The organism is Cohnella fermenti, from assembly GCF_004801405.1.
In the GTDB taxonomy this organism is placed as follows: Bacteria; Bacillota; Bacilli; order Paenibacillales; family Paenibacillaceae; genus Cohnella; species Cohnella fermenti.
In genome coordinates this window covers 36,218-60,744 of the sequence record NZ_SSOB01000022.1, presented here as the reverse complement: position 1 = coordinate 60,744, position 24,527 = coordinate 36,218, and the positions used below count along the sequence as shown (strand labels likewise).

The window sequence follows — 24,527 nt, the reverse complement described above, 5'->3', positions numbered from 1 at the left end:
ATATTCCGGACCAGAATTCCCTGATATATGCTAAAAATCACATAAAACACCGCGATCCACCCCGATTCCAGGGGGGTGAATGTGAAAATTCATTTAAAATCGCATGGGGCGTTGATCAAGGGGGATCAACGGAGCGGCCTTTGTCTCGGATAACGAGAGGAAGGCCGCTTTTTGTTGGCATGCGAGAAGGTTGGGCAGCAAAAAACGTTGAGGATCACAAAAAAAGCGGGCAGGAAGATGCCGAGAAAGCATACTCGGTCAAGAAATGAAGATTTCGCCGGCTCTTCGGCGCGTGCTAGTGTCGGAGTGGCTTCACCGAATTCAAATGGAAGGAGGGAAGATCAACATACGCTGTGTAAAATAGTGAAATCGCTTTCTTTGTTCGGTTTGAGCTAACGAAAAAAAACGGAGACGGAAGGGGCTGTGCGGATGTCGATTATGCGGATGTCAAGGGAAAAACGGGGTTTGATTGTCTTGCTGCTGTTGGGGGGCATGTTGCTTCAATGGCTTGTTCCCGGAGGGGTAGTGAGGGCGGGGGGAGAAGCGGCGGAAATGCCGGAGCCCAACATGATAGCCAACGCCGGATTCGAATCCGGCCTCTGGCCGACCAGGTCCGGAGCGGGTCTGGATACGACGGTCAAGCACAGCGGGGACCAGAGCGCCGTCATGATCGGAGGGACGGCAAGCCAGTATGTCGGCAGCAGTCTGATTCCGATCGACGCGGCCGAAGTATACGAGCTGTCGGCTTGGATCAAGACGGATGCGCTGTCGACGGATGCCGCGGCGAGCGTGAACGTACTGATGGTGGACGCCAACAATAACGCTCTCGGCTGGTATCGGACGATGAAGCTGCTGCAGACTGGGGGAACGCAGGATTGGACGCCGTACTCGACCGAGATCAGTCAGTTCGCGACGGGAACGGCTTATCTGCGGGTATACGTCAGGCTGGACGGGAATGCAACAGGCACGGCCTGGTTCGACGATGCGGCGCTGAACGTAGCTCGCAACAGACTGCCGAACGCCGGATTCGAATCCGGCCTCTGGCCGACCAGGTCCGGAGCGGGTCTGGATACGACGGTCAAGCACAGCGGGGACCAGAGCGCCGTCATGATCGGAGGGACGGCAAGCCAGTATGTCGGCAGCAGTCTGATTCCGATCGATGCGGCCGAAGTATACGAGCTGTCGGCCTGGATCAAGACGGATGCGCTGTCGACGGATGCCGCGGCGAGCGTCAATGTGCTGATGGTCGATGCCAACAACAGCTCGCTGGGCTGGTATCGGAATACGATGAAGCAGATTCAGACCGGCGGCACGCAAGGCTGGACGAACTACCGGGTTGTGCTGGACCGGTTGGCCGCAGGGACGGCAACCGTCCGAATCTATGTCCGCTTGGACGCGAATGCGGAAGGCACGGTCTGGTTCGACGACATCTCGCTTAAGCTGAAGGACTTCGTGATCGGCGTCTCCGGTCCGACGGGCAACATTGTCGTCCCCGGCGAATCGGACGGCCTGAGCGTTGTGCTCAAGAGTGCGATGCCGCAGAGCCATTCGGTGCAGGTTGTCTATGCCGTCAGCGATACCGAAGGTGCGGGGGTTGCGAACGGTTCCTTCACCGCAGTCGTACCTTCCGGCATTCCGGTGCAGCAGGCGCTGGATCTTAGCGGGCTTGAGCGATATGGAACGTATACGCTGGATCTGCATGTGACCGGGAGCGGCGGCGGGACTGCCGACATCGACGAGGAGGGGAGCTTCCCCTTCAGCCTGGCGGTTCCGGCGGACAGCTCGGAGGCATTCGGGACGGCCATTCATCTGCTGGGCAGAACCGATGCGGCGTATGTGGACACCTACCTGTCGCTGATCGCCGATTCTGGCATTCAATGGATTCGCGACGATGCCCGCTGGTCGGCGGCCGAGACGACGATGGGACAGATCGATATTCCGGCCGCTTGGGATATGTATGTGAACAAGGCCGTCGCCAAAGGGATTAAGCCGCTCTTGATCGTCGATTACGGCAACCCGCTGTATGACGGAGGGAACGCCCCGTACACCGAGGAGGGAATCGCCGCATATGCGGCATATGCCGGCGCGCTGGCCGAGCACTTCGCAGGCAAGGTCGACCACTTCGAGATATGGAACGAATGGAATATCGGCGGCGGCAACCCTGAGCATCTGTCGCCCGAAGCTTACGCCACGGTGCTGCATGCGGCCTACGCAGCGATCAAGGCGGCCAATCCCAATGCGTTCGTGATCGGCGGTGCGACGTCCGGCGCCGACGCGGCCTGGATCGAACGCGTGCTGGAGGCGGGAGGATACGATGACATGGACGCCGTATCGATCCATCCTTATATGTACCCTGTCGGCCCTGAGGACGGAGGGTTTGCGGCGAGCTTGACGACCATTCACAATCTGTTTGCCAATTACGGGCCCGCCAAGCCGATCTGGGTAACCGAGATCGGTTGGCCGACAAACGAGAGCCTGAGTCGCGGCGTCAGCGAGCGAATGTCGGGCGTCTACGCCGTTCAGGCCTATACCCTCGCCCTGAGCAGCGGGCTGGCGGACAAAGTGTTCTGGTACGACTTCAAGAATGACGACAAACCGTCGACGAGCCTGGAAGGCCATTTCGGCCTGGTGAGGGGCGACCACGAAGCGGCTCCTTGGTCGGCCAAGGAGAACTATGCGGCCTATCGAACGTTGGCCGCGAAGCTGGCCGGAGCGGCCTTCGTTGAATCCTACAATGCCGGGGACCAGGTGCAGGCGCATCGCTTCCATCGCAACTCCGACGGCAAGGACGTGCTGGTGCTGTGGAGCAAGGGCGATGAGAAGAACCTGCTTCTGAGCCTCGGCACCTCCGCCGCGACGGCCTACGACCGGTTCGGCAATGGGACGAGCTTGACCGCAGCGGGAGACGGGACGATTACACTGCCGATCTCGCAGGTTCCCGTCTATGTGGAGGGCAGCTTCGCATCCGGTATCGACATTGAAGATCCTTACCGCATCGAAGCCTACCCGCAGCTCCAGCGAACATCCTCGGGAGCGTATTGGCAGGTGGCCGTCCAGATTGACAATCAGTTGGATGAGGCGATCGCCGGGACGGTGCAGCTCTCCGCCGACTCGTCCCCTTGGAGCGGGCAGCAATCGTTTGCCGCTGCCGCCAATGGCTCCGCAACCTTGACATTCGATTGGCCGGGAACGCCGGAGGATCGACTGTACGCGCTCGACATTCAGACCGAGCTGGCCGGCGGGGCCGGTGTCGTCGTCCGGCGCAAAATGAGCTTCCTTGCCGCACCCGAGGCTTCGACTTCGCCTGTTATCGATGGTTCGTTATCGGCAGGGGAATGGGACGATGCCTTCTCCTTCGAGCTTGACCAAGCCTCGCAGGCGCATCTGAGCGATTGGGGCGGCACGAGCGATCTCAGCGGCACCGGGTATGTCCGGTGGGACGACGACAACTTCTATCTCGCCGTCAAGGCGAAGGATAATACCCATGTGCAGAGCGGCTCGGGCAGCGATATTTGGGGCGGTGACAGCATTCAGTTCGCGCTGCAACCGGGACGCAAGGCGGGCGGGGCCGCTCTTGGCTACAACGAGATCGGGCTCGGACTGAATCCGAATTCCGGGGCGATCCTGTGGAGATGGACCGCCGCGACAAGGACGGCGAATCTAAGCGGAGCCGCTTATGCCGTCGCGCGCGACGACAGTCAGGCGACTACCGTGTACGAGCTTGCGATTCCTTGGGACGCGCTGCTGCCGGACGGAATGACGGCGGCTGTCGGCGCCGACTTCGGCTTCTCGCTGCTGATTAACGACAATGACGGCACGGGCCGACGCGGCTGGATCGAATATATGAGCGGCATTGGCGAAGTGAAGAACACCGACGAATTCGGGGATTTGCTCCTGATCGAATAAAAAAAGCGTATCTCCACAAAAAAAGCAGGGGCCGGAATGCAGGCGAAGCATACGCGAACAAAAGGTGAAGCTACCTTGGCCGCATTCCCCGTGATAGCGTTGGAGTCGCGGTGCCATGCCCGAGCCGGGCCCCTGCCGCATCGTCGCTTGCAGCGGACAAACAAAGCGTTAAGGGAGGTTCGACCGACACTCATTATACAAAAGGAGGGCGGCCCATGAAGTCGCTTGCCCGGGATAAGCATCTGTACCTGATGCTGTTGCCGGTGGCCATTTATTTTCTATTGTTCAAGTACGCTCCGCTCTTCGGAGAAGTCATCGCCTTTAAGCAGTATCGGCTGGCCGACGGGATTTGGGGAAGTCAGTGGGTGGGGGTGGAGCAATTCCGCAAGCTGTTCTCCGACCGCGAGTTTTACACCGTGCTGCGCAACACGCTGCTGCTGAATGTGTACAACCTGGTCTTCGCCTTCCCCGTCCCGATTGTTCTTGCCCTGCTGTTGAACGAGGTCCGCTGGAGCGGGTACCGCAGAGCGCTGCAAAATCTGCTGTATATCCCCCACTTCATATCGTGGGTGGTTCTGGGCAGCATGGTCATCGCGATGCTCTCGCCGTCCACGGGAATTGTGAATGCCGTATTGAAGCTGGCAGGGCTTGAGCCGATCTACTTTATGGCCGATACCTTCTGGTGGCCGGTGTCCTATGTTCTGTCGGGCATCTGGAAGGAGGCGGGCTTCGGCACGATCCTCTATATGGCGGCCATGGCCGGCATCGACCCGACGCTCTACGAGGCGGCCAAGATAGACGGCGCAAGCAAGCTCCGCCGGATCTGGCACGTGACCTTGCCGGGCATTCGCAGTACGGCGGCCATCCTGCTTATCTTGCAGGTGGGACGAATGATGGATGTCGGGTTCGAGCAGGTGTACACCTTGAAGAATCCCGCCGTCAACCGCGTTGCCGAGGTCATCAGCACGTATGTGTACAATCGCGGAATCGAGAATTTGCAATACAGCTATTCCACAGCCCTTGGTCTGTTCCAGTCCGCGGTGGCCCTGGTCCTCGTGGTAGGCGTCAACCGGTTGATCAAGACGATGGGAGAAAGAGGGCTTTGGTAGCTCCACACGAGAGGAAGTGTAAATGCCGTGCAGATCAAAGGCTCACGCTCGGCCGGCTTGTTTCATTGGATAAACAACCTTTTGTTGGCTCTATGCGCCGCTGCTACCGTTTTTCCATTCCTTAATCTCATTGCGGTCTCCTTCAGCGGCAGTCGGGCCATATCCGCAGGCGAAGTGTTGCTGTGGCCGATCGATCTCAACACGGATGCGTACCGGAATCTGATCGACGACGGACAGTTGCTCGTGGCGATGAAGAACACGATCCAGCTTACGGTTATGGGCACCTTGCTCAACATGGCGTTTACGATCCTGGCGGCCTATCCGCTCTCGAAGCCCCGGTTGCGGGGGCGCGGGTACATGCTGCAGGCGGTGCTGTTCACCATGCTGTTCGGCGGCGGCATGATTCCCCACTTCCTGCTCGTCAACAGCCTTGGCCTTGTGAACACCTATTGGGCCCTCTGGCTGCCGGCGCTTGTCAGCGTGTACAACATGTTCGTCATGAAGTCGTTCTTCGAAGGGCTTCCCTCGGAGTTGGAGGAATCGGCTGCGATCGACGGGGCCAACGAATGGGTGACGCTGCTGCGCATCATTCTTCCGTTGTCCATGCCGGTGATCGCGGCGCTGACTTTGTTCTATGCGGTCGGATGGTGGAATTCGTACATGAACGTTCTGATCTACATCCGCAGCACCGACAAGATGTCGCTTATGGTCAAGCTGTATCAGATGATCGACCTCGTCAGCCCGGAGATGCTCCGGAGCGGCGAAGGAGTAAGCGAGCGGACGATAACGCCGGAGGGAATCCGGGCCGCTGCGATCGTATTGGCCGTCTTGCCGATTATGGCCGTGTACCCTCTGCTCCAGAAGCATTTTGTCAAGGGAGTCTTGTTGGGCTCCGTCAAGGGCTGACGATCACAGGCTGTCTCGGCAGCTTCGATATACTATAATCTTCTTGGGAGGTTTATCGCATGAGTTCGAATTTGTATTGGAAAATAAAAAAGCCCGCTTCGGCGGTGGCGTTGTGCATGATTGCTGGTGCGTTGCTGGCGGGGTGCTCGGGCAACGGGAATAATGGGAATAACGGGAATTCGCAAGCCTCGCCGGCCCCGGAAGCGTCTTCCTCCGGTACGCCGGCCGGAGATCCGTACGCGGACTTGCCCAAGAAGGTGAGCATCTCGACGTTCGACCGCGGGGCGGTATCCAGCGATGAAGGCACCTACGAGGACAATCGCTGGACGAAGTGGATCGGAGAGCAATCCGGCATCGACGTCAGCATCGTGCCTGTGCCGAGGAATCAAGCCCAGGACAAACTGAACGTCCTCATCGCCTCCAATCAGGCGCCGGATCTGATCTGGGAATACGACCGAACGTACATCGGCAAGCTGGTCACGCAAGGGGCGATTCAGCCGGTCGACGACTATATCGAGAAGTACAGTACGTCTTACAAAGCTTATCTGCAGGAGCATCCCGAACTGAAGCCGTACCTCACATTTGACGGGAAGATGTACGCCGTTGCCACCGCAAGAACGCTTGATTCGATTGCCAATCATGGCATATGGATTCGGCAGGACTGGCTGGATAAGTTGAATCTGAAGACGCCGACCACGATGGAGGAGCTTATCGAGGTGGCCAAGGCGTTCAAGGACGGAGACCCGGACGGCAACGGCAAAGCGGACACGACCGCGCTTGTCGGAAGCACGACCTTCGACGCGTATTCCGCGATGAACGCCGCGATCTCCAACCAATGGTATCTCGAGGACGGGCAGATGAAGTACGGAGCCACGCTGGATCGCTTCGGAGATGCGATGGCCTGGGAGAAGACGATGTACGAAGAAGGACTGGTGGACAAGGAATATCTGACCGACAAGAACTTCCAACGCGCCATCCAGCTCTGGACGACGGGGAAGGCCGGCATCTTCGTCGGCAGTTGGGGCGGCAGCGCGATGGAGAATCATATCCGGGACATGCTGAAGAACGTCCCCGATGCCAATCCGGTGCCGCTGGAGCCGGTCTCCACGTCAAACGGCAAGTATGGCCTCTATCAGGAGACGAGTCCGTTTATCTTCGTCGCCTTCAATAAGGAGATGGGCAATCCGAAGGCGGCCGTCGAGTACTTGGACTGGCTTGTCGACAGCGGCTGGAAGTCGCTCGTGTACGGCACGGAGGGCGTGCATTACAAGGACGTGAACGGCGTCGCCCAAGTTATCGATTCCGAGAAGTACAAGAAGGAAGTGTCCTATGCCGGCGAGTATGCGGTGCTGCGCAACGATTCGTTCACTCCCGCCGATCTGCCGGCGAAGGCGGCGTCCGACGAATTGTCCCAGCGTCTGGCCGGGCTGAGCGAGAAGGGACTGGAGACGGCGACCAAGAACAAGTTCCGCCGCGATATTCCTTATCAGCCGAGCTTCACGGAAGTGAACGAGATTCAGACGGCCATGAAGCCGTTTATTGAAGAGATTCGCGCCAGAGTAACGACGCAAGGCGCTTCTTACACGGCCGATTGGGGCCTGGAGGAGATTCGCAAGGAATGGCAACGTCTCGGCGGCGAAGCGGTAGAGGCCAAAGCCCAGGAATGGTACGAGGCCAACAAGGCGTCGTTTGAATAACAACCGGGTCTGACCGCTTCGCATTCGGAAGACAACGGCTTACGAGAGGAACAGGACGATGATGAATAGCGAACACAACCGATGGATCATCAAACTCATAACAAGCCTGATTCTGTTCCTGTTCCTGATCGTAACGGTATCGGCTCTGATCTTCTACTTCACCTTCACGTCCGATCTCAAGACAAGGCTTGTTCGGACAAACGAAGCGTTGATGGAGCATATGAATCAGAAGCTGGAGCTGGTGTTCAAGAATATCGACAACGAAGCGATCCAGCTCGTGCAGGACGATGAGGTCAAGAACTTCTTCGACGACAATCTGCCCGAGGACCGGCGCGCGACCGCCGACTACCGGATCGGGGAACGGCTCGACCGCCTCATCCGCAGCGACGAATACTTGTTCTCTGTCGACCTGTACTCGTATTCGCAGGACAGGCTCGTATCCGGCGATATTCTGACGGAGGAGAGTCGGCAGAGCAATTATGACTGGATCGGCCGCTTCGCCGGGTTCGACGGCTACTCGGACTGGATGGGCAGCCGCAAGCTGCTGCTTCGCAACTCCAGCTTCCCGATTTATCGCAATGTCGTCACCTTCGTCCGCACCTATCCGCTGATCCATTCCGCCGAGGACCGCCGAGGGGCCGTCGCCTTCAATATGAAGGAAGAATTGCTGCTCGCTCTGATCCATTCTCGGGATGACGATCAAGGAATCAACCTGGTGCTGGACAAGGAGGGGCGCGTCGTGCTTCATCCCGATCAGGCCAAGCTGGGGGAAGACTGGAGCACGGTCCCCTTCGTCAAGAAGCTGGTCTCGCAGGCGGCCTTGCAAGGGCAAAGCTCCGGCACGTTCGGGGCGACGGCAGAGGGGAATCCGGTGATGGTGTTCTACCAGACAAGCTCTTACACGAGCTGGACCATGGTGCGCATCGTATCGGAGTTTGAGCTGAACAAGCCGCTCACGGTGGTCCGCAATACGCTGGCCGTCTTGTCCGGCGTGCTGCTGTTGCTGGCGGCCGTGCTGGCGTTAGCCCTCGGCAGATGGACCTTCCGTCCGCTTAATCGCTTCCTGGCGACGATCACCTCCCGTCTGAACGCCTTGTCGCCGCAGCCCGGCGCTTCCGCGGGAGGCGATCGGTTCCAACTGCTGGAGTCCCGCTTCGAGGATATTCTGGTGAACAGCGAACGACTGCAGCAGCAGGTTCGGGAGACCAAGCCGATCCTGAAGTGGCAGCTCGTCATCGAATTGTTGTCCGATTACAAGATTAACATTGCGAATACCAGGCAGTACATGGATATGCTGGGCATGCCGCTGGACGGCAACCGGTTCGTCGTGCTGGTGGCGGAGTTCGACCAGCGCCAGGATCAGGATACGCTGACTCCCCGCGACAAGCATCTGTATAACTACGCTCTGTGCAACGTGGCGGAAGAGCTTATTCTGGCCGAGCATAATGGAGTGGCCATCGAGTTGGAGAACGGCTGCGTGGCGATTCTCATGAGCTTCGAGGATGATGACGCGGAAGCCGAGCTGCGGGCCGGAGCGCTGGCGGATCTGATCAAGAACTACGCGGCGGAGACGCTGCGACGTACGATTACGATAGGAGTAGGCGGCCTGGCCGATTCGACGGAGAAGCTTCACTTGAGCTTCGCGCAAGCCAACGAGGCGCTGAGCTATCGTCTGGTGCTCGGAACGAACACGGTGATCGCGTGGGAAGATGTGCAGGGCGAGGAATCGTCCAGATTCTACCGCCTGGTGGCCATGACGGACGCGATGATGGATTCCCTGAAGCTGCTTGATGTGGAGAAGCTGAAGGCGCAGACGGATCGCTGGTTCGAGGCGCTCGCCCAGTCCGCGGTTCCGCCGGAGATGATCCGGCAATTGAGCCTGCAATGCTTGATGAAGGCGTCGGTGGTGGCCGGCGAGGCGGGGATTGATCCGGAGCAATTCCGCATGCCTCAGGAGATGCGGGATATGCTGAATCAATCCGACAGCTTAACGGATATGAAGGAATTCTTGCTGTCGGTGTTGCAGGATTATGCGGAGCGGATTCGGAGCAAGCGCGGCCATCGCGAGAAGAGTGATCTAATCGTCAAGGTGCTGGATTATATTCGGACGAATTTCGGCCAGGCCGAGCTGTCGCTGAACTTGCTGGCGGACGAATTCCGCGTAAGCGTATCGCACTTGAGCAAGCAGTTCAAGGAACAGACGGAGAGCAACTTTATCGATTACCTGATGAATCTGCGCATCGATACGGCGAAGCGGATGCTGACCGATACGGACGGGAAAATCAAGGATATCGCGGAGGCGGTCGGGTACAGCAACGTGAACAGCTTTGTTCGCATCTTCAAGAAGCTGACCGCGCTCACGCCTTCGGAATATCGCGAGAAGCAGCTTAAGAGAGAGGACGACGAGTCGTGATCGAATCGAACCTGCGGCAAGCGAGGTGGATCGCCTGCGGCACTTGCGACGAGAAGGCCGCGCCGTTGTTCCGGAAGTCGGTTCGGTTGCCGGGCAAGGCGAAGGAGGCTCGCCTCCGGATTAGCGGACTTGGCTTCTACGTGTTGAAGATCAACGGGCGCCGCCTAGGCAACGAGCTGCTGCAGCCTGCCTTTACAAGCTATGACAAGACGGTGCTGTTCAACCGTTACGACGTTCTCGACTATCTGATCGAGGGAGACAATAAGTTCGAGGTGAAGCTGGGCAACGGCTGGTACAATGAGTGCCAGCCGACCGCCTGGGAATTCCAGCATGCGCTCTGGCGCGATCGGCCGAAGTTCATCCTGGAGCTGGAGCTTGACGGTCGAATTGCGCTTGTCTCGGATTCGAGCTGGGAATGTGCGGCCAGCGCCACTCTCTTCAATTCATTGCGCTGCGGAGAGACGTATGACGCCGCCTATCGGATCGAGCATTGGGAGGGCGCGACCGTCGTGCCTGCACCGGGCGGCATCCTGAAGGAACAGGCCATTCCGCCGATCCGGCTCAGGGAGACCTATCCGCCGGTACGGATCGTGCCGAGTCCGACGCCGGTCATCTATGATTTCGGGGTCAATCTGTCGGGCAATGTGCAGATCAAGGTGAGCGGAAGGCGCGGGAGCCGAGTCATCCTGCAATACTTCGAGGCGCTGCGCACGACAGCGACCCCCGATCTGGAACGGTACAAGCAGCATGTTTACGAGGATCGCTTCCAGCGCGACGAATACATTCTATCGGGCGAAGGCGACGAAGTATGGCACAGCGAATTCGGCTACAACGGCTTCCGTTACGTACGGGTGTACGGCGATTACGATACGATCGAGGTTATGGCAAGATGCTTCCACACCGATCTGGCCGATGCGGGCGGCTTGAGCTGCGACCACCCTCTGGTGAACCGGATTCAGGCGGCGGTTCGGCGATCGACGTTGACGAACTTCCATCATCTTCCGACGGATTGTCCGCACCGGGAGAAGAACGGCTGGACAGCCGACGCGCACTTGGCCTGCGAGCAGGCCTTGTTTAACTTCGATATGCGCGACGCCTATATCAAGTGGCTGGACGATCTGGTTGACTGTCAGCTTCCCGGCGGCCGCATCCCGTGTATCGCCCCCACGAGCACATGGGGGTATGATCGCTTGTTCGCCGGCCCCGCTTGGGATGCGGCCTTGTTCGTCATTCCGTGGCAGCTATACCGGTATACCGGAGACGTCGACTGCCTGAGAAGGTATCACGAGCCGATGGCGCGTTATGTGGATTACCTCCAATCGATTCTGGAGGACGGGATTTGCCGCAACGGTCTCGGCGACTGGTCGGCCCCGCCGAACGCGGCGCCGTTTCCTAGAGAGTCGCTGCTGACCGCCTATTCCTATTGCATGGCGGACCTGTACGGCCGCATCTCGGGACTGCTGCAGGATAAGATGAACGAGCGCAAGGGGAGCGAGCTCGCCGCGGCCATCCGCGTCGCGTTCCGGAGCCGATTCGTCGGGATGCCGTGCGAGAGCCAGACGTTCTACGCGATAATGCTTTATTTCGATCTGGTCGCAGGCGAAGAGAAGGACTATGCGCTTAAACGATTGCTGGAGACGATAGAACAGGAACGCGGCCACCTGGTTGGCGGCATCTTCTGTGCGAAGATGCTGTTGGACGTACTGACGGAGCATGGACACATCGAACTCGCCTACCGGATTGCCTCGCAGGAGGATTTTCCCGGGTGGGGGTATATGACGAAGCTGTGCGCAGGGACGTTGGGGGAGAACTGGTTCGGAGGCTCCTCGATGAACCATCCGATGTTCTCCGAGATCGGGGCTTGGTACTACAAGGCGCTGGCGGGGTTTCGGATCGACGATAGGCAGCCGGGATTCCGGCATATCCGGATCGCTCCGTATTCGCCGGCCGATATCGGCCGGTTCTCGGCCTGGCATCGTACGCCCTTCGGGCGGCTGGAGCTTGGCTGGGACGAGGAGAACCTAATCTTGACACTGCCGCAGGGAATAACGGCCACGTTCGAATACGGCCATGAGCGCCATGAGCTGAGCTCGGGCGTTTATCGATACAAGAGACAGCAGTAGAGGAGGATGAGACATGGACAAGGCTGCATTAACGGACAGAATCCGCGCCTCTGCCCGGAGCTTCGATTCCCGGGCCAAGCTTCTGCGTACGCCGCTTACGGCGACCTATCATACCGCACTCAAACCGGATAAACACCCGTTTGTCCTCGCCTTGTATCCTTCCGTTTGTTATGCTTTCGACCTGCTCGAATGCCAGGAGGAGGATCAGGTGCGGACGGCAGCCGATATTATTGAAGCGGTCGTATCCTGTCAGGACCAGGACCCGACGCGGGACACCTACGGGATATGGCCTTACTTCTACGAAGAGCCGCTTGACCGGATGGATCGCCCCGATTGGAACATGGCCGACTTCCACGGCAAGAAGCTGCTGCTGATCGTGAAGCGGCATGCCGGACGATTGCCCCGGCCGTTGGTGATCAAGCTTAAAGAAGCGCTGTATCACGCCTGTCAGGCCATCCGCAGACGGGACGTCGGGTCCCATTATACGAACATTGCGATTATGGGAGCGATGGTGACGATTGTTGGAGGGGAGCTGCTGGAGGACGAGGAGCTGCGAATCTACGGGGAGCGCAGAATTCAAGCCTTCTATGCCTATACGAAGGAAGTAGGCACCTTCTCCGAATACAACAGCCCCTGCTACACGCCGATCGCGATCGAGGAGCTTCGCGATCTGGCCGAGTTGTCCGAATCCGCCGTGGCCGTGCACACCGCAAGCAGGCTGCTGGACATGGCCTGGCGCATGGTTGCCAGGCATTATCATCCCGCGACAGGCGCTTGGGGAGGACCGCACAGCCGCACGTACAGCACGCTGCTGCGCCCGAACGAGAAGGAGTTTCTGGCTCGCGCGATGCAAGCCGATTCCTCCTTCCTTCCATGTCCGCGTCCGTACCGCGAATGGTTCCGTTCGTCTGCTGAGAGGTACGATGCCGAGCCGACGCTGATGGAGGCGGAGACGGGATACCAGATTTATGCGACCTCTTATCAGAACGACAAGCTGACGCTCGGCAGCTTCAGCATGGGGAGCATGTGGAATCAGCGTCGGAACCTGATCGCTTATGCCGATGCGGGGGGCGGCAAGACGGTGTCGATCCGTCTGCAGGCGCTCATGAACGGCAAGGACTTCTGCTCCGCGATATTCACCGGCGTGCAGTCGCGCAAGCAAGCTCTGTTCGCCATCAGCTTCGCTACGGATAACGGCGCTTGGCACCAGGACCTGGACATGATCAACGGCCGCTTCTCCGCATCCGACTTGCGCATACGTCTATGGATCGGCGGCGACGACGTTGCCCCGAATATACAGACGCTTCAGGCGGCCAAGCGGTTCGAGGCGCAGCTCGGAGAGCGTTGTCTGCAGATGGAAGCCGTGCTGGAACGCTCCGATTACGGGCCGCTATCCATGTGTGCGGAGCGCACGAGCGACGGATACGCGCTGGATTACGTCATTGCGGCGGGAGAAGAACGAGAGTTTGATTTTCACAGCGTGGGACAGGCGGCATGGCTCTTCAGGTTATCGCTCGATGATGCGCTGTCGGCGTCCGAGGTCGCACTGCAATCTGACGAAGAATGGGCAAGGGCAAGCGTCGCGACGGAAGACGGCGAGATGGCGATAGCCGTCTTGCTTAAGCCGCAGCCAACCGGGCATTTGTACCGAAGCCATCATGTTCAGATGCCCCGGGTGCTTGCGCATAAATTGGGGAGGAATGGCGATGATCTCTGAGAATCTGTTCTATTATCGGCCCTCTGCGGACAATAACATGGGCGAAGTTATTCGGGCGGACGTATGCGTCTACGGAGGAAGCTCGGCCGGCGTGGCAGCGGCGCTGCAGGTCAAGCGAATGGGCTTGTCGGTGGTCATTGCCGAATTCGGACAGCATCTGGGAGGCTTGTCCTCCGGGGGGCTGGGGCAGACGGATATCGGCAACAAAGCGGCGATAGGAGGTATTGCCAGGCAGTTCTACCGGGAGCTGGGCCGCCGTTACGAAGGGGATCGGCGGATCGACGGCGACGGAGCCATCTGGCAGTTCGAGCCAAGCGCGGCCGAGCGTCTGTTCAACGATTGGACAGCGGAAGCGGGAATCCCGGTGTACTATGGACAGCAGCTTGCGGAAGTGGGGAAGCAAGGGGAAACTATCGTTTATGTGACAATGGAGAACGGGAACCGCGTTGAAGCGCGCATGTTTATCGATGCCACGTACGAAGGCGATCTGATGGCCATGGCCGGGGTGTCGTACCATGTCGGCAGAGAAGCGAATTCCGTCTACAAGGAGACGCTGAACGGCATCCACTTCGGCCACCCGAATCATAACTTCAAGACCTGGATCGATCCTTATCAGATCGAAGGCAAGCCGGACAGCGGCCTCGTCTTCGGCGTAACGGAGGAGCCACCCGGCGTTCAGGGAGCCGGCGATTCGGCCGTGCAGGCGTACAACTTCCGAATCTGCTTGACGGATGTTCCCGGGAACCGGCTGCCGGTCCCGATGCCCGCTGGCTATGACCCGGAGCATTACGTCTTGCTAGAGCGATATATTCGCTCCGGAATCTGGGATGCCTTGGACCTGTTAAGTCTGATGCCGAATGGCAAAACCGACCTGAACAACTACGGAGCCTTCAGCACGGACATGATCGGAATGAATCATCGGTGGCCGGAAGCCGGGTATGCGGAGCGGGAGGAGATCTTCCAAGCGCATGTCAATTACACGCTGGGGCTGCTGTACTTCCTCGGCAACGACGAGCGCCTGTCCGCAGAGGTGCGGCGGCAAGCTTCCCGCTGGGGGCTGCCGCTGGACGAATACCCGCAGACGGGACATTGGTCGCATCAGTTGTATGTCCGCGAAGGAAGACGGATGATCGCCGACCTGGTCATGACCGAGCATCATTGTCGATTCCTCCAGGTCGTCGACGATCCCGTCGGTCTGGCGGCCTATACGATGGACTCGCACAATTGCAGGCGGATCGTCGCGGATGGGCGCTGCATCAACGAAGGCAATGTCGAGGTCGCTCCGTCCGCTCCTTATCCCATCTCGTATCGTTCCATCGTGCCCCGAGCGGAGGAGTGCGGCAATCTGGCCGTTCCGGTCTGCTTGTCGTCCTCTCATATTGCCTTCGGCTCCATTCGCATGGAACCGGTATTTATGATATTGGGGCAATCTGCGGGAACGGCGGCCGCCATGGCGTTGGAACACGGCTGCGCCTTGCAGGAGTTGGACTATTCGAAGCTGCGCGAGCGTTTGCTGCAGGACGGGCAGGTGCTGGATTGGAAGGAGATCCGGCACGTCCCGGGCGTCGTCAATCCTTGAGGCTTTGACGGCTGGCTGGCCGCTGGGACGCCTGGTCACCTCGCCGCCTGGTTGCCGGCCGACTGGCCGCCTCGCTGCGATAGCGCTTTTGTCGGCTCGTGCCGGGATTTTATACGAAATTTCACATTCGCGCTGCCCGATAACGGGGTATTTGGACCATTATATGCTAAATTTCACATTCATGGGGGGCATTCCGGTTCGGAGTGCCCTCATCTATGCTAAAATTCACATAAAACCCCTTGATTCCTGCCGAACCCCAGCCGATGAATGTGATAAATCACATAAAATAAGGAGAGATTCCCCCCTGCCGAACCCGATAAACTACAAGAAGGACTTCAAGCACCTCTACCTGCCCAAGCCGACACCGGAGATCGTGGACGTGCCGAGCATGCCGTTCTTTATGGTAAGCGGTTCCGGCGATCCCAACGGCGAGGAGTTTGTCAAGGCGACCGAGGCTCTGTACAGCTTGAGCTATGCGGTGAAGATGTCGTACAGGAGCAGCGACGTGCCGGACGGGTATTACGAGTACACGGTGTTCCCGCTCGAGGGCGTATGGGACTTGCTCGATTACACGAAGCCCGCGACGGACAAGAGCAACCTCAAGTACACGATTATGATTCGCCAGCCCGATTTTGTGACGAGAGCGGGGTTCGAGCGCTTCCTGGAAGCGACGATGAAGAAGAAGGCCAATCCATTCCTGGGGAAAATCCGGTTCGAGCAGGCTGCGGATGGGTTGAGCTGTCAGATGCTGCATGCGGGCAGCTTCGATGAGGAGCCGGCCAGCTTCTCGCGGATGGAAGAGTTCTGCGCGGAGCAAGGGGTAACCCGAACGAGCAAGCTTCATCGGGAAATCTACCTGTCGGACCCGCGCAAGACGAAAGCGGCCAAGCTAAAGACGGTGTTGCGATTCTCTGTGCAAGGTTCATAATCCGGGAGGGGTGAAGGCGCATGAGCGGCAGGCTGTTATTGATCATTCTCGGCTTCATGCTGTTGCTGGGCTGCAGTTCCCCAGCCAATTCCGACAACGGCTCCGATTCCGAAGCTCCTCAAACGTATGATCCGCGAGAGGTGAAGGCGGGAGATAGGATCGGTGCGATGACGATCGGCAGCGTGGACATAAGAGAGAATGCGCAGGATCAGCCCATCGTCGATATCGCGTTCGACTCGGAGCCGTTCGAGGTGACGGGCACGTTCGAGAACGGGTTCGTCAATCCCGAATTGGACAAGCGCATCGTTTTCTTCCTTCCGGATGCCGAGTCCCAGCTTCTATTCCCTAAACATAATCTGTTTGATTATGAAGTCCGGCTATACTTCTTGAACCAAGAGGCCAGCGCATTATTCGGCGACAAGCCGTCGGGAACGGCGACACTCGAGATTCAAGGGTACCATGAGCTTGTCCGTTACAACGACGATGTTATCGAGAACACTCGACTGATTGGCGTGAAGACGATCGAATAGCGGATTCCGCTTATAACGACAGGAGGCTATCATTATGTCCAAGATCAACCTGGCATTCCCGGAAGGCAAGATCAAAGTGCTGACGATGAGCTATGACGACGGCGTGTATGCCGATCGCAAGCTCGTGGAGATATTCAACCGGCATGGCATCAAGGGGACGTTCCATCTGAATTCCGGCCTCATGGGCGAGCCGGGGAGAATCGCCGCCGAGGAAGCGGCGGATCTGTATAAGGGGCACGAGATCTCGGCCCACACGGTGACGCATCCGACGATCGCGCGCTGCCCGAAGGAGACGATTGTCCGGGAGATTATGGACGACCGGGAAGGGCTGGAGAGCATTGCCGGTTATCCCGTGCGCGGCATGTCTTATCCGAACGGCTCGTACAGCCCGGAGATCAAGGCGATGCTGCCGCACCTGGGCATCGAATATGCCCGGGTGGTCAAGAGCACGGGGCAGTTCGGCCTGCCGGACGACCTGTTCGAATGGCAGCCGACATGCCACCACAAGCAGGACTTGATGGCGCTGGGAGAGCAGTTCGTCGGCTTCCACAAGCAGCAGTACCTGTACCTGATGTACGTGTGGGGGCACAGCTATGAATTCGACAACGACGGCAATTGGGAGCTGATCGAGAGCTTCTGCCGGCTGGCGGGTGGAAGATCGGACATCTGGTACGCGACGAACATGGAGATCGTCGATTACCTGAACGCCTTCCGCCAGCTTAAATTCGCGGCGTCGACCCGCTTCGTGTGGAATCCCGGCGCTTCGTCGGTATGGCTCAGCGTAGACGGAGAGATCGTCGAAGTGCCGGGCGGCAGCCGTCAATCCCTCCAGGATTGATAGAGGCTCCTCACCTCGCGGTAGGCTTGCTTCGGCTTGCGGTATTCGTTGACGAGGCCCTTGTTGTTGAAGCTTCGCGCCCGGTCGCGGAAGTGAGAGCCGTTGCTGTGCAGGTCGGCTCTGACATCGGCGAATTGCCAGACGAACGTGCCGCCGATCTTCGGATCGTCCCGGAAGATGGACAACGCTTCCGAGACGATCCCCGCCTGATAATCCTCGCTGAACAGACGGGGCTCCCAGCCCGTATCCCCATAGATGCCCGCGCCGCCGAACTCCGTCATGAGCACGGGCCGATCGCCGGCGCCCATCGCCTCGGCTCGCTCGTGGAACTGCCTCAGCATCTCTCCGAAGCCCGCCGTCTCCCCTTCGTACCAGCCGTAATACTTGTTGATGCCGATCGCGTCGAAGAGAGGAAGCAGCACATCCTCGAGCGGGTGCATCGTCGCGTACGTCACAAGCCGCGACGAATCGAGCCGCCGGACCAGCGCCACCAGTTGCTCCGTCATCTCGTAGGCGTCCTGCGTGCGGGAGTCGATCTCGTTGTGGACCGACCAGAAGATCACGGAAGGGTGGTGGATGTGCAGGTTCACCATCTCCTCGATCATGGTCAGCGCGCGCTCCCGGAACAACGGCTCCTTCACCGTGTCGTTCGGCAAGGCCGCCCCCCACATCGGAATCTCGCTCCAGAAGACGAGTCCCTGCTCATCCAGCAAGTCGAGCCAATACGGACTCTGCGGATAGTGCGAGCCCCGCACCGCGTTGCAGCCCAATTCCCGAATAATATCGAGATCCTTGCCCATCAGCTTCGGCGGGAAGGCGAACCCCCATTCCGGATGCTCCTCGTGCCGGTTCACGCCCTTCAGGTAGACGGGCGAGCCGTTGATGAGGACGCGATGGTTCTTCGTCTCGATCCTGCGGAAGCCGATGCGCTCCGTCCTGTCGTCGAAGTCGGTCCGCGCCTTGATCTCGTACAATTCGGGGCGGCCGACATTCCAGAGCCGAACGTCCGGCCACCGCTGCTTGACCTCATAATCGAACGTCTCGCCGCTCTCCACCGAGACCGTCCCCGTATGGAACACCGCCCCTCCCTCGGACAGAGTCAGCGTTGTTGCGACTCGCTCCTGCGACAGCGAGCGAAGCTGCACCTTAATCGTGACGTCCGCGTCCGCTCCTTCAAGCTCATAGCCGATGTCCACCCGCTGAATATGCAGATCGGGCAGCCGCTGCAGCTCCACCAAGCGGATGATGCCGCCGTAGTGGAACCAATCGACATGCTCGGTCGGAATCGTCAGGCGATCCAGGCGGCTGTCCGTGCGGACGATCAGCTCGTGCTCCCCCTCGGCCAAGGACGGCACAATGAAGTCGAAGGGCGTATACCCGCCGTAGTGATAGCCGAGATGACGACCGTCCAGGTAGACGTCGGCATGCCCCAACACCGCGTGGAAAATCAGCCTAATGTGGCGTGTGTCGGGAGTGCGGATGATTTTCCGATACCAGGCAATTCCCTCGTAGTCATAGAGAGACAGCTCGTTGTTCCAGCAGGAAGGAACGTACAGGGCGCGGCTGTCTTGTGGAAATCGCTCGAACCAGCGGTCCCGAATTCCGGTGTCGCCGGGGTCCTTGACGAAGTTCCAGGGCCCGTCCAGCCATTCCGTCTGACGAATGCAATGCTCGCGGAACGTTCTCATTGTCTACTCCTCCAGGTCGTGATCTGATACTATGGATCATAGCACGCGCCGCTTGGCGCAGGAATGGAAGAATCACCGCTTGACCTGTCATAATCGCTCCTGAGAGGAGGGGATGGGCGATGTATCGCCTTGAGCGTCTGACGCTGCATATTCACTTCGTGCTGGACAAAGTGCCCGGTCCGGGAGATCGCACGGCTGTGCGGCTACCAGGAGGAATTCCACTTCAGCAAGATGTTTAAGCTGATGAACGGCGTGTCGCCAAGCTCGTATCGGAACCGGAAGGAGCCGTCGATCGATCCTTGACTCCGTCCGCTTAGCTCTTCGTGCGGCGGCTTTGCGCTATTCTGCGGCCCTGCGGATCGCGCGGGCGACTCGCAGCAAGCCTTCCTCAAGCTCCGCGAGCGAGGCGCGGGAGTAAGTAATCCGGAAGCGGCGCGAGTCATTGCCAAGAATGGTGCCCGGCATGATCAGGACGCCCTCCGCCTCGCATTCGCGCATGACATCGGGAAGCCGGATGGACGGATTCAGCCGGCACCAGACATAGAAGCCGCTCTCCGGTTCTCTCCAGGTCGCAAGACCGCTCATATGCCCGCGCATCAGCCCCAACGCCCGATCCCGTCTCTCTGCCAGAGAAGTCCTCACCTGCAACAGATGAGGCTCCAGCACGCGTTCGTCGAGCAGCGAGTGGACGATGCCTTGCAGAATCGGGCTGAGGCCGTTGTCAATCTCTCTTCGATGATCGCCAAGCCGGGCGATGACCTCCTCCGGGCCTACCAGCCAGCCCGTTCGCAGAGCCGGCGTCAGCACCTTGGAAGTTGTGCCGATGTACAGGATCAGATCGCTGTCGGGATACAACGCCTTAAGCGAAGGCGGGGGCTGCTGTCCCCGGCAGTCGCCGAGCAAGCTGTAAGGATCGTCCTCTACGATCGGAATGCGGCGAGCGGCGCAGATGTCGTACAGCCGTCGGCGCCTCTCCAGACTAAGCACGGTTCCGGTCGGGTTCTGGTACGTTGGATTGACGACGGCCATGCGAATTTTGTGCTGCTCGTACAAGCGGACCAGATGCTCGGGGACGAGCCCGTCTTCGTCCATTGCGATCGGGAATACGCGCAGCCCGGCCGACAGGAACAGGTTCTGCGAATAGGCGTAAGAAGCTGCTTCGACGGCGATCGCGTCGCCCGGCTTCAGCAGGCAATTCACGATGAGATAGAGCGCCTGCTGGGCGCCTGAGGTCAGCAAGATCCGCGAGGCATCGGTATCGATGGATTGGTAACGCTCCAGATGCGAAGCAATAATGCTCCGGTAGCGGCGTTCGAGAGGAGGGCCCACATATCCGAGCGGTTCGGCTATGGAGGGCAACTCCGGCCGGCCGAACAAGGGAAGCCCTCTCAGCAGCTCGCCGGACAGCTCGCCCATGGCCAGATTGATCGTTCCCTTTCTCGATGCGATGCTGTGCAGGCTTTTCTTCAAGGGCAATAAGGGGTTATCGGCCCTCTTGTTCCAATATTGATTCCAATCAATGGCGACGGCAGCCGCCCCGTCTTCCGGCAAGGCGATCACGCGGGTGCCGCTTCCTTGCACCTTGCTCACCCAGCCCTGTGTCGCCAGCTCCTGATAGGCTGCGGTGACGGTGCTTCTGTTCAGGCCGAGCTGAAGCGCGAGCGAGCGCTCGGGAGGGAGCTTCATATGCAGAGGCCACTCGCCCGAGAGGATGCGAGATTCCATCTGACGGACGAGTTGGCGGAACAAGGGTTCCTTGCTGTCCCGATTAAGGGTGAACGGCACGGCGAGTTGTCCTCCTTGTAGGCTTGAACGGCGAATTGGCTGGTGAACGTCGCAGCGAATTGGCGGTTTACCGGGAACAAGCCATTTACTATAATGCTAACTGATAATGATTATCACAGTCAACGAGAGGTGGAATACCGTTGTTCAATTTCGTATCATTAATTGCCAACAAGCATAAGACAAGGCGGGATCAGAAGTCAATGGACGCCGCAAGTCCGGCAGTCGCCGCATGCTCCGCCCGTCCGCTCCGTCGACGCTTCGGCCGCGCAGCGCTGAAGGCTTCCGCCGCCGGGCTCGCAGTCGTCATTCTTCTGGCGGGCTGCGGGGAGAATGCGACCAAGTCGGAGGGCCGGGCATCGCCTGCCGCTTCGGCAACGTCATCCTCGGGCGCGAACGAAGGCGCGGCCGAACGAACGATTGCGATTCAGGATGCGAAGGGATCGACGGAGATCGCGGGAATCCCGGAGCGGGTTGTCGTCATGGACTATCGTTATGTCGAGGAATTGGTCGCGCTCGGCATTGCGCCGGTAGGGATTGCGGATACGGCAGGCTACAAGAAGTATATGGACTACAACCCGGCACTGACGGACGGGGCGACAGATGTAGGCAAGCGAAGCGAGCCGAATCTTGAAGTGATTGCCGGCTTGCAGCCGGATCTGATTATCGGCAACGTCTCCTTCATGGGAGACAACTACGAGCTGCTGAAGGACATTGCACCGACAATCGCGTTCGATCCGTTCCCGGAAGGCGGGCTTAACCAATTGGAGGAGATGGAGGCCACCTTCCGGACGGTTGCCGGCATCTTCGACAAGCAAGACGAGGCCGAACGGATTCTGAAGGAGCTGGACGAGCACTTCGCGCAATTGAAGCAAACGCTGATCGAGCACGGCAAGGACGGCACCGAGTTCGTGCTCGGCTTGCTGATGAACGGCAACGGCAATACGTCCGCCGCGATCAAGCTGTACACCGATAACGCCCAGGCGCCGCAGATTCTTCAGCGGCTCGGACTGAAGGCGGCTTATCGCTCGGAAGAAGGGGCGGGAGACGGAAGCGTCAACACGACCGTGGAATCGCTTGTGGCCTTGCAGGAGGCCGACTTCATCTACATGATGATGCAGGGGCAGGAAGACGTCTACGAGAAGCAGTTCAAGGACAATTCGGTGTGGCAGAGCCTGACGTTCACCAAGGAGAATCGCGCCTATCGGATGGATAAGTACATTTGGATGTTCGGCGGGCCGACAACGGCCAAGGTGTTCGCCGATACGGTTGTCGATGCGTTAACGAATGAATAAGCAAGCCCGACTGCTCGTTCTCGGCTTGGCGTTGCTTCCGATTGTTGTGATCGCCAATATCGCGAGAGGGCAGGCGGACATCGGCTTCGGCACGGTGCTGAGGGTGCTCGCTCATTCCCGGCACAGCACCGAATACGAAGTGATCATGAACTTCCGGCTGCCGCGCGCTCTTGTCGGCCTGCTGGCCGGAGCGGCGCTTGCGCTCGTCGGAGCGCTGCTTCAGACGACGCTGCGCAATTCGCTCGTCAGCGCCGGAACGCTCGGCATTCATGCCGGCGCTTACTTGACGGCTGTGGCGGCAACGGTGTTCCTTCCGGCCTGGGTCGGCCGATATCCCTTGCTTCTGACGTTCGCAGGAGGGCTGCTCGCGGTTGCGCTTGTCTATGCGTTGGCGGGGCGAACCTCCCATTCGCCGCTGCGCATGGTGCTGTCGGGATTGATCGTGACCATGCTGCTCGGCTCGGCGACGAATATGATTCAGATTCTGTTCGAGAATGAGACTCGTCAGTTGCTCATCTGGGGGAACGGCTCGCTGGCGCAGAACGACTGGACGACGGTCCGCAGCGTATGGGCGCCGATTGCGGCTTGCCTGGCGGCGGCATGGTTGTTCAGCCGGCATCTCGACGCGATCTCGCTCGGCGAGGATACGGCGCGGTCGCTTGGGCAGCGTGTCGGACGAGTGAAGCTGACGATTGTGTTGCTGTCGGTGTTCCTGTCGGCGCTGATCGTCAGCGTTACCGGCCCGATCGGCTTCGTTGGCCTGGTCGCTCCGCACGTGGTCAAGCTGGCGGGCTTCCGCCGACATGCGGCTCTGCTGCCGGCCAGCGCCCTCTGCGGGGCGCTGCTGCTGGTAGCGGCCGATACGCTCACCTATCGGCCGGATACGATTGCGAATCAAGTGCCGGTCGGCGCCGTCATGGCGTTGATCGGCGCTCCCTGGTTGTTGGTTCTGGCGCTGCGGATGGCTCGAAGCCACGGCATGGGCGCGGGGCTGCGGCAACTGCAGATGAGCCAATACGGAGCCAAGGGGCGATTCGCGTACGGCATTGGCGCCGGCGTGCTGCTGCTTGTGCTGTTCCTCGTTCTCGTGCTTGGCTGCACGCTGGCGAGCGGCTTCGCGCTGTCTCCCCGGCAGGTGCTTCTTGCTCTGATTGGACAGGGCGAGCCGCTTGCTCAGCAGATCGTCCTGCAATTCCGCTTGCCCCGAATGGCGGGCGCCATTCTGGCGGGAGCGATGCTCGCCGCATCGGGCCTGCTTGTGCAGGGGGCGGTGCGCAATCCGCTCGCAGACCCGTCGATCGTCGGCATCTCCTCGGGGGCGGGAGCCGGGGTGCTGCTGCTTATCGTGCTGAAGCCGGAAGCGTCCGCCTGGCAATATTCGGCCGCCGCGCTGATCGGAGCGTTCGCGGCGGCGGCGATTACGTTCTTGCTCGGTTGGCGCGCCAGGTTCCAGCCGGGCGTCCTGATCATGATCGGCATTGCGGTGTCGGCGGCGTTCTCGGCGCTGATTCAGATTCTGATTCTGCAGACGCCCTACAGCATCTCGGCGCAAATCTGGATGAACGGGAGCACGTATGCGATGCGATGGACAGCGGTCGCGGTGCTGGCGGCGGCCTCCGTCATTCTGTTGCCGCTCTCCTGGCTGCATGGGCGACGGCTCGAGCTGCTCGGCTTCGACGACGAAGCTTCGACCGGTCTGGGCCTTCGCCCTTCGCTTGCCCGATTGGGCGCTCTTGCGCTTGGGGTCGCACTGTCCGCGCTGGCCGTGTCGCAGGTCGGCACGGTAGGGTTTATCGGTCTGCTTGCTCCGCATGCTGCCCAGTGGCTCGTCGGCCATTCGTTCCGCAGAAGGCTGACGCTTGCTTGCCTGATCGGCGGCGCGATGCTGGCGGGCGCGGATGTGATCGGCAGAGTGATCATGATTCCGAATGAGATTCCTTCGGGGACAGTGGCGGCGATGGTCGGCGCTCCGTACTTGTTCTATTTATTATGGCGTAGCCAGAGGAGAGGATGACG

General features: G+C 59.5%; 16 protein-coding genes. 14 read left to right on the top strand and 2 right to left on the bottom strand.

From position 1 onward, the window contains the following. Positions 1–552 precede the first annotated feature (552 nt). The 11 genes from E6C55_RS17680 (at position 553) to E6C55_RS17630 (ending at position 17,746) form a co-directional block, all read left to right on the top strand. On the top strand, positions 553–3,906 hold the full coding sequence (locus E6C55_RS17680) for a sugar-binding protein (RefSeq protein WP_168735711.1): 3,354 nt from the start codon (positions 553–555) through the stop codon (positions 3,904–3,906). Positions 3,907–4,121: 215 nt separating this feature from the next. Then, positions 4,122–5,015 (top strand): ABC transporter permease, encoded by an 894-nt coding sequence (locus tag E6C55_RS17675; RefSeq protein WP_136371138.1) that lies wholly within the window; start codon positions 4,122–4,124, stop codon positions 5,013–5,015. Positions 5,016–5,096: 81 nt separating this feature from the next. Further along, the gene (locus E6C55_RS17670; protein WP_230986730.1) at positions 5,097–5,921 is read left to right on the top strand and encodes a carbohydrate ABC transporter permease; all 825 of its coding nucleotides are present in this window, start codon (positions 5,097–5,099) and stop codon (positions 5,919–5,921) included. A gap of 59 nt (positions 5,922–5,980) precedes the next feature. Then, the gene (locus E6C55_RS17665; protein WP_136371137.1) at positions 5,981–7,618 is read left to right on the top strand and encodes an extracellular solute-binding protein; all 1,638 of its coding nucleotides are present in this window, start codon (positions 5,981–5,983) and stop codon (positions 7,616–7,618) included. A gap of 58 nt (positions 7,619–7,676) precedes the next feature. After that, positions 7,677–10,031 carry a helix-turn-helix domain-containing protein gene (locus tag E6C55_RS17660; RefSeq protein WP_136371136.1) on the top strand — a complete coding sequence of 785 codons (2,355 nt, stop codon included), beginning with the start codon at positions 7,677–7,679 and terminating at the stop codon, positions 10,029–10,031. After that, positions 10,028–12,154, top strand: a complete 2,127-nt coding sequence (locus E6C55_RS17655; RefSeq protein WP_136371135.1) for an alpha-L-rhamnosidase — start codon at positions 10,028–10,030, stop codon at positions 12,152–12,154. The genes E6C55_RS17660 and E6C55_RS17655 overlap by 4 nt, the downstream gene beginning before the upstream one ends. Positions 12,155–12,167: 13 nt before the next feature. Beyond that, positions 12,168–13,871, top strand: a complete 1,704-nt coding sequence (locus E6C55_RS17650; protein ID WP_136371134.1) for a hypothetical protein — start codon at positions 12,168–12,170, stop codon at positions 13,869–13,871. Beyond that, a complete protein-coding gene (locus E6C55_RS17645; RefSeq protein WP_136371133.1) occupies positions 13,861–15,450 on the top strand; it encodes an FAD-dependent oxidoreductase in 1,590 nt (529 codons plus the stop codon). The genes E6C55_RS17650 and E6C55_RS17645 overlap by 11 nt, the downstream gene beginning before the upstream one ends. A gap of 286 nt (positions 15,451–15,736) precedes the next feature. Further along, a complete protein-coding gene (locus E6C55_RS17640) occupies positions 15,737–16,378 on the top strand; it encodes a GyrI-like domain-containing protein (RefSeq protein ID WP_330999634.1) in 642 nt (213 codons plus the stop codon). A gap of 20 nt (positions 16,379–16,398) precedes the next feature. Next, positions 16,399–16,908: a hypothetical protein gene (locus E6C55_RS17635; RefSeq protein WP_136371132.1), complete on the top strand. Its 510-nt coding sequence runs from the start codon at positions 16,399–16,401 to the stop codon at positions 16,906–16,908. A 34-nt stretch (positions 16,909–16,942) separates the two neighbouring features. Then, positions 16,943–17,746 carry a polysaccharide deacetylase family protein gene (locus tag E6C55_RS17630; RefSeq protein WP_136371131.1) on the top strand — a complete coding sequence of 268 codons (804 nt, stop codon included), beginning with the start codon at positions 16,943–16,945 and terminating at the stop codon, positions 17,744–17,746. On the opposite strand, the gene E6C55_RS17625 is transcribed toward E6C55_RS17630, so the two are convergent. After that, on the bottom strand, positions 17,728–19,434 hold the full coding sequence (locus E6C55_RS17625; protein WP_136371130.1) for a glycoside hydrolase family 2 protein: 1,707 nt from the start codon (positions 19,432–19,434) through the stop codon (positions 17,728–17,730). The genes E6C55_RS17630 and E6C55_RS17625 overlap by 19 nt on opposite strands. A 186-nt stretch (positions 19,435–19,620) precedes the next feature. On the opposite strand from E6C55_RS17625, the gene E6C55_RS35415 reads away from it, so the two are divergent. Continuing rightward, positions 19,621–19,737, top strand: a complete 117-nt coding sequence (locus tag E6C55_RS35415) for a hypothetical protein (protein WP_407923749.1) — start codon at positions 19,621–19,623, stop codon at positions 19,735–19,737. A 36-nt stretch (positions 19,738–19,773) separates the two neighbouring features. On the opposite strand, the gene E6C55_RS17615 is transcribed toward E6C55_RS35415, so the two are convergent. Beyond that, positions 19,774–21,219 carry an aminotransferase-like domain-containing protein gene (locus E6C55_RS17615; RefSeq protein ID WP_136371129.1) on the bottom strand — a complete coding sequence of 482 codons (1,446 nt, stop codon included), beginning with the start codon at positions 21,217–21,219 and terminating at the stop codon, positions 19,774–19,776. Between the two features lie 200 nt (positions 21,220–21,419). Here E6C55_RS17615 and E6C55_RS17610 point away from each other — a divergent pair, with 200 nt between their 5' ends. Further along, positions 21,420–22,511: an ABC transporter substrate-binding protein gene (locus tag E6C55_RS17610; RefSeq protein WP_136371128.1), complete on the top strand. Its 1,092-nt coding sequence runs from the start codon at positions 21,420–21,422 to the stop codon at positions 22,509–22,511. Further along, on the top strand, positions 22,504–24,525 hold the full coding sequence (locus E6C55_RS17605; RefSeq protein WP_136371127.1) for an iron ABC transporter permease: 2,022 nt from the start codon (positions 22,504–22,506) through the stop codon (positions 24,523–24,525). The genes E6C55_RS17610 and E6C55_RS17605 overlap by 8 nt, the downstream gene beginning before the upstream one ends. Positions 24,526–24,527 lie beyond the last annotated feature (2 nt).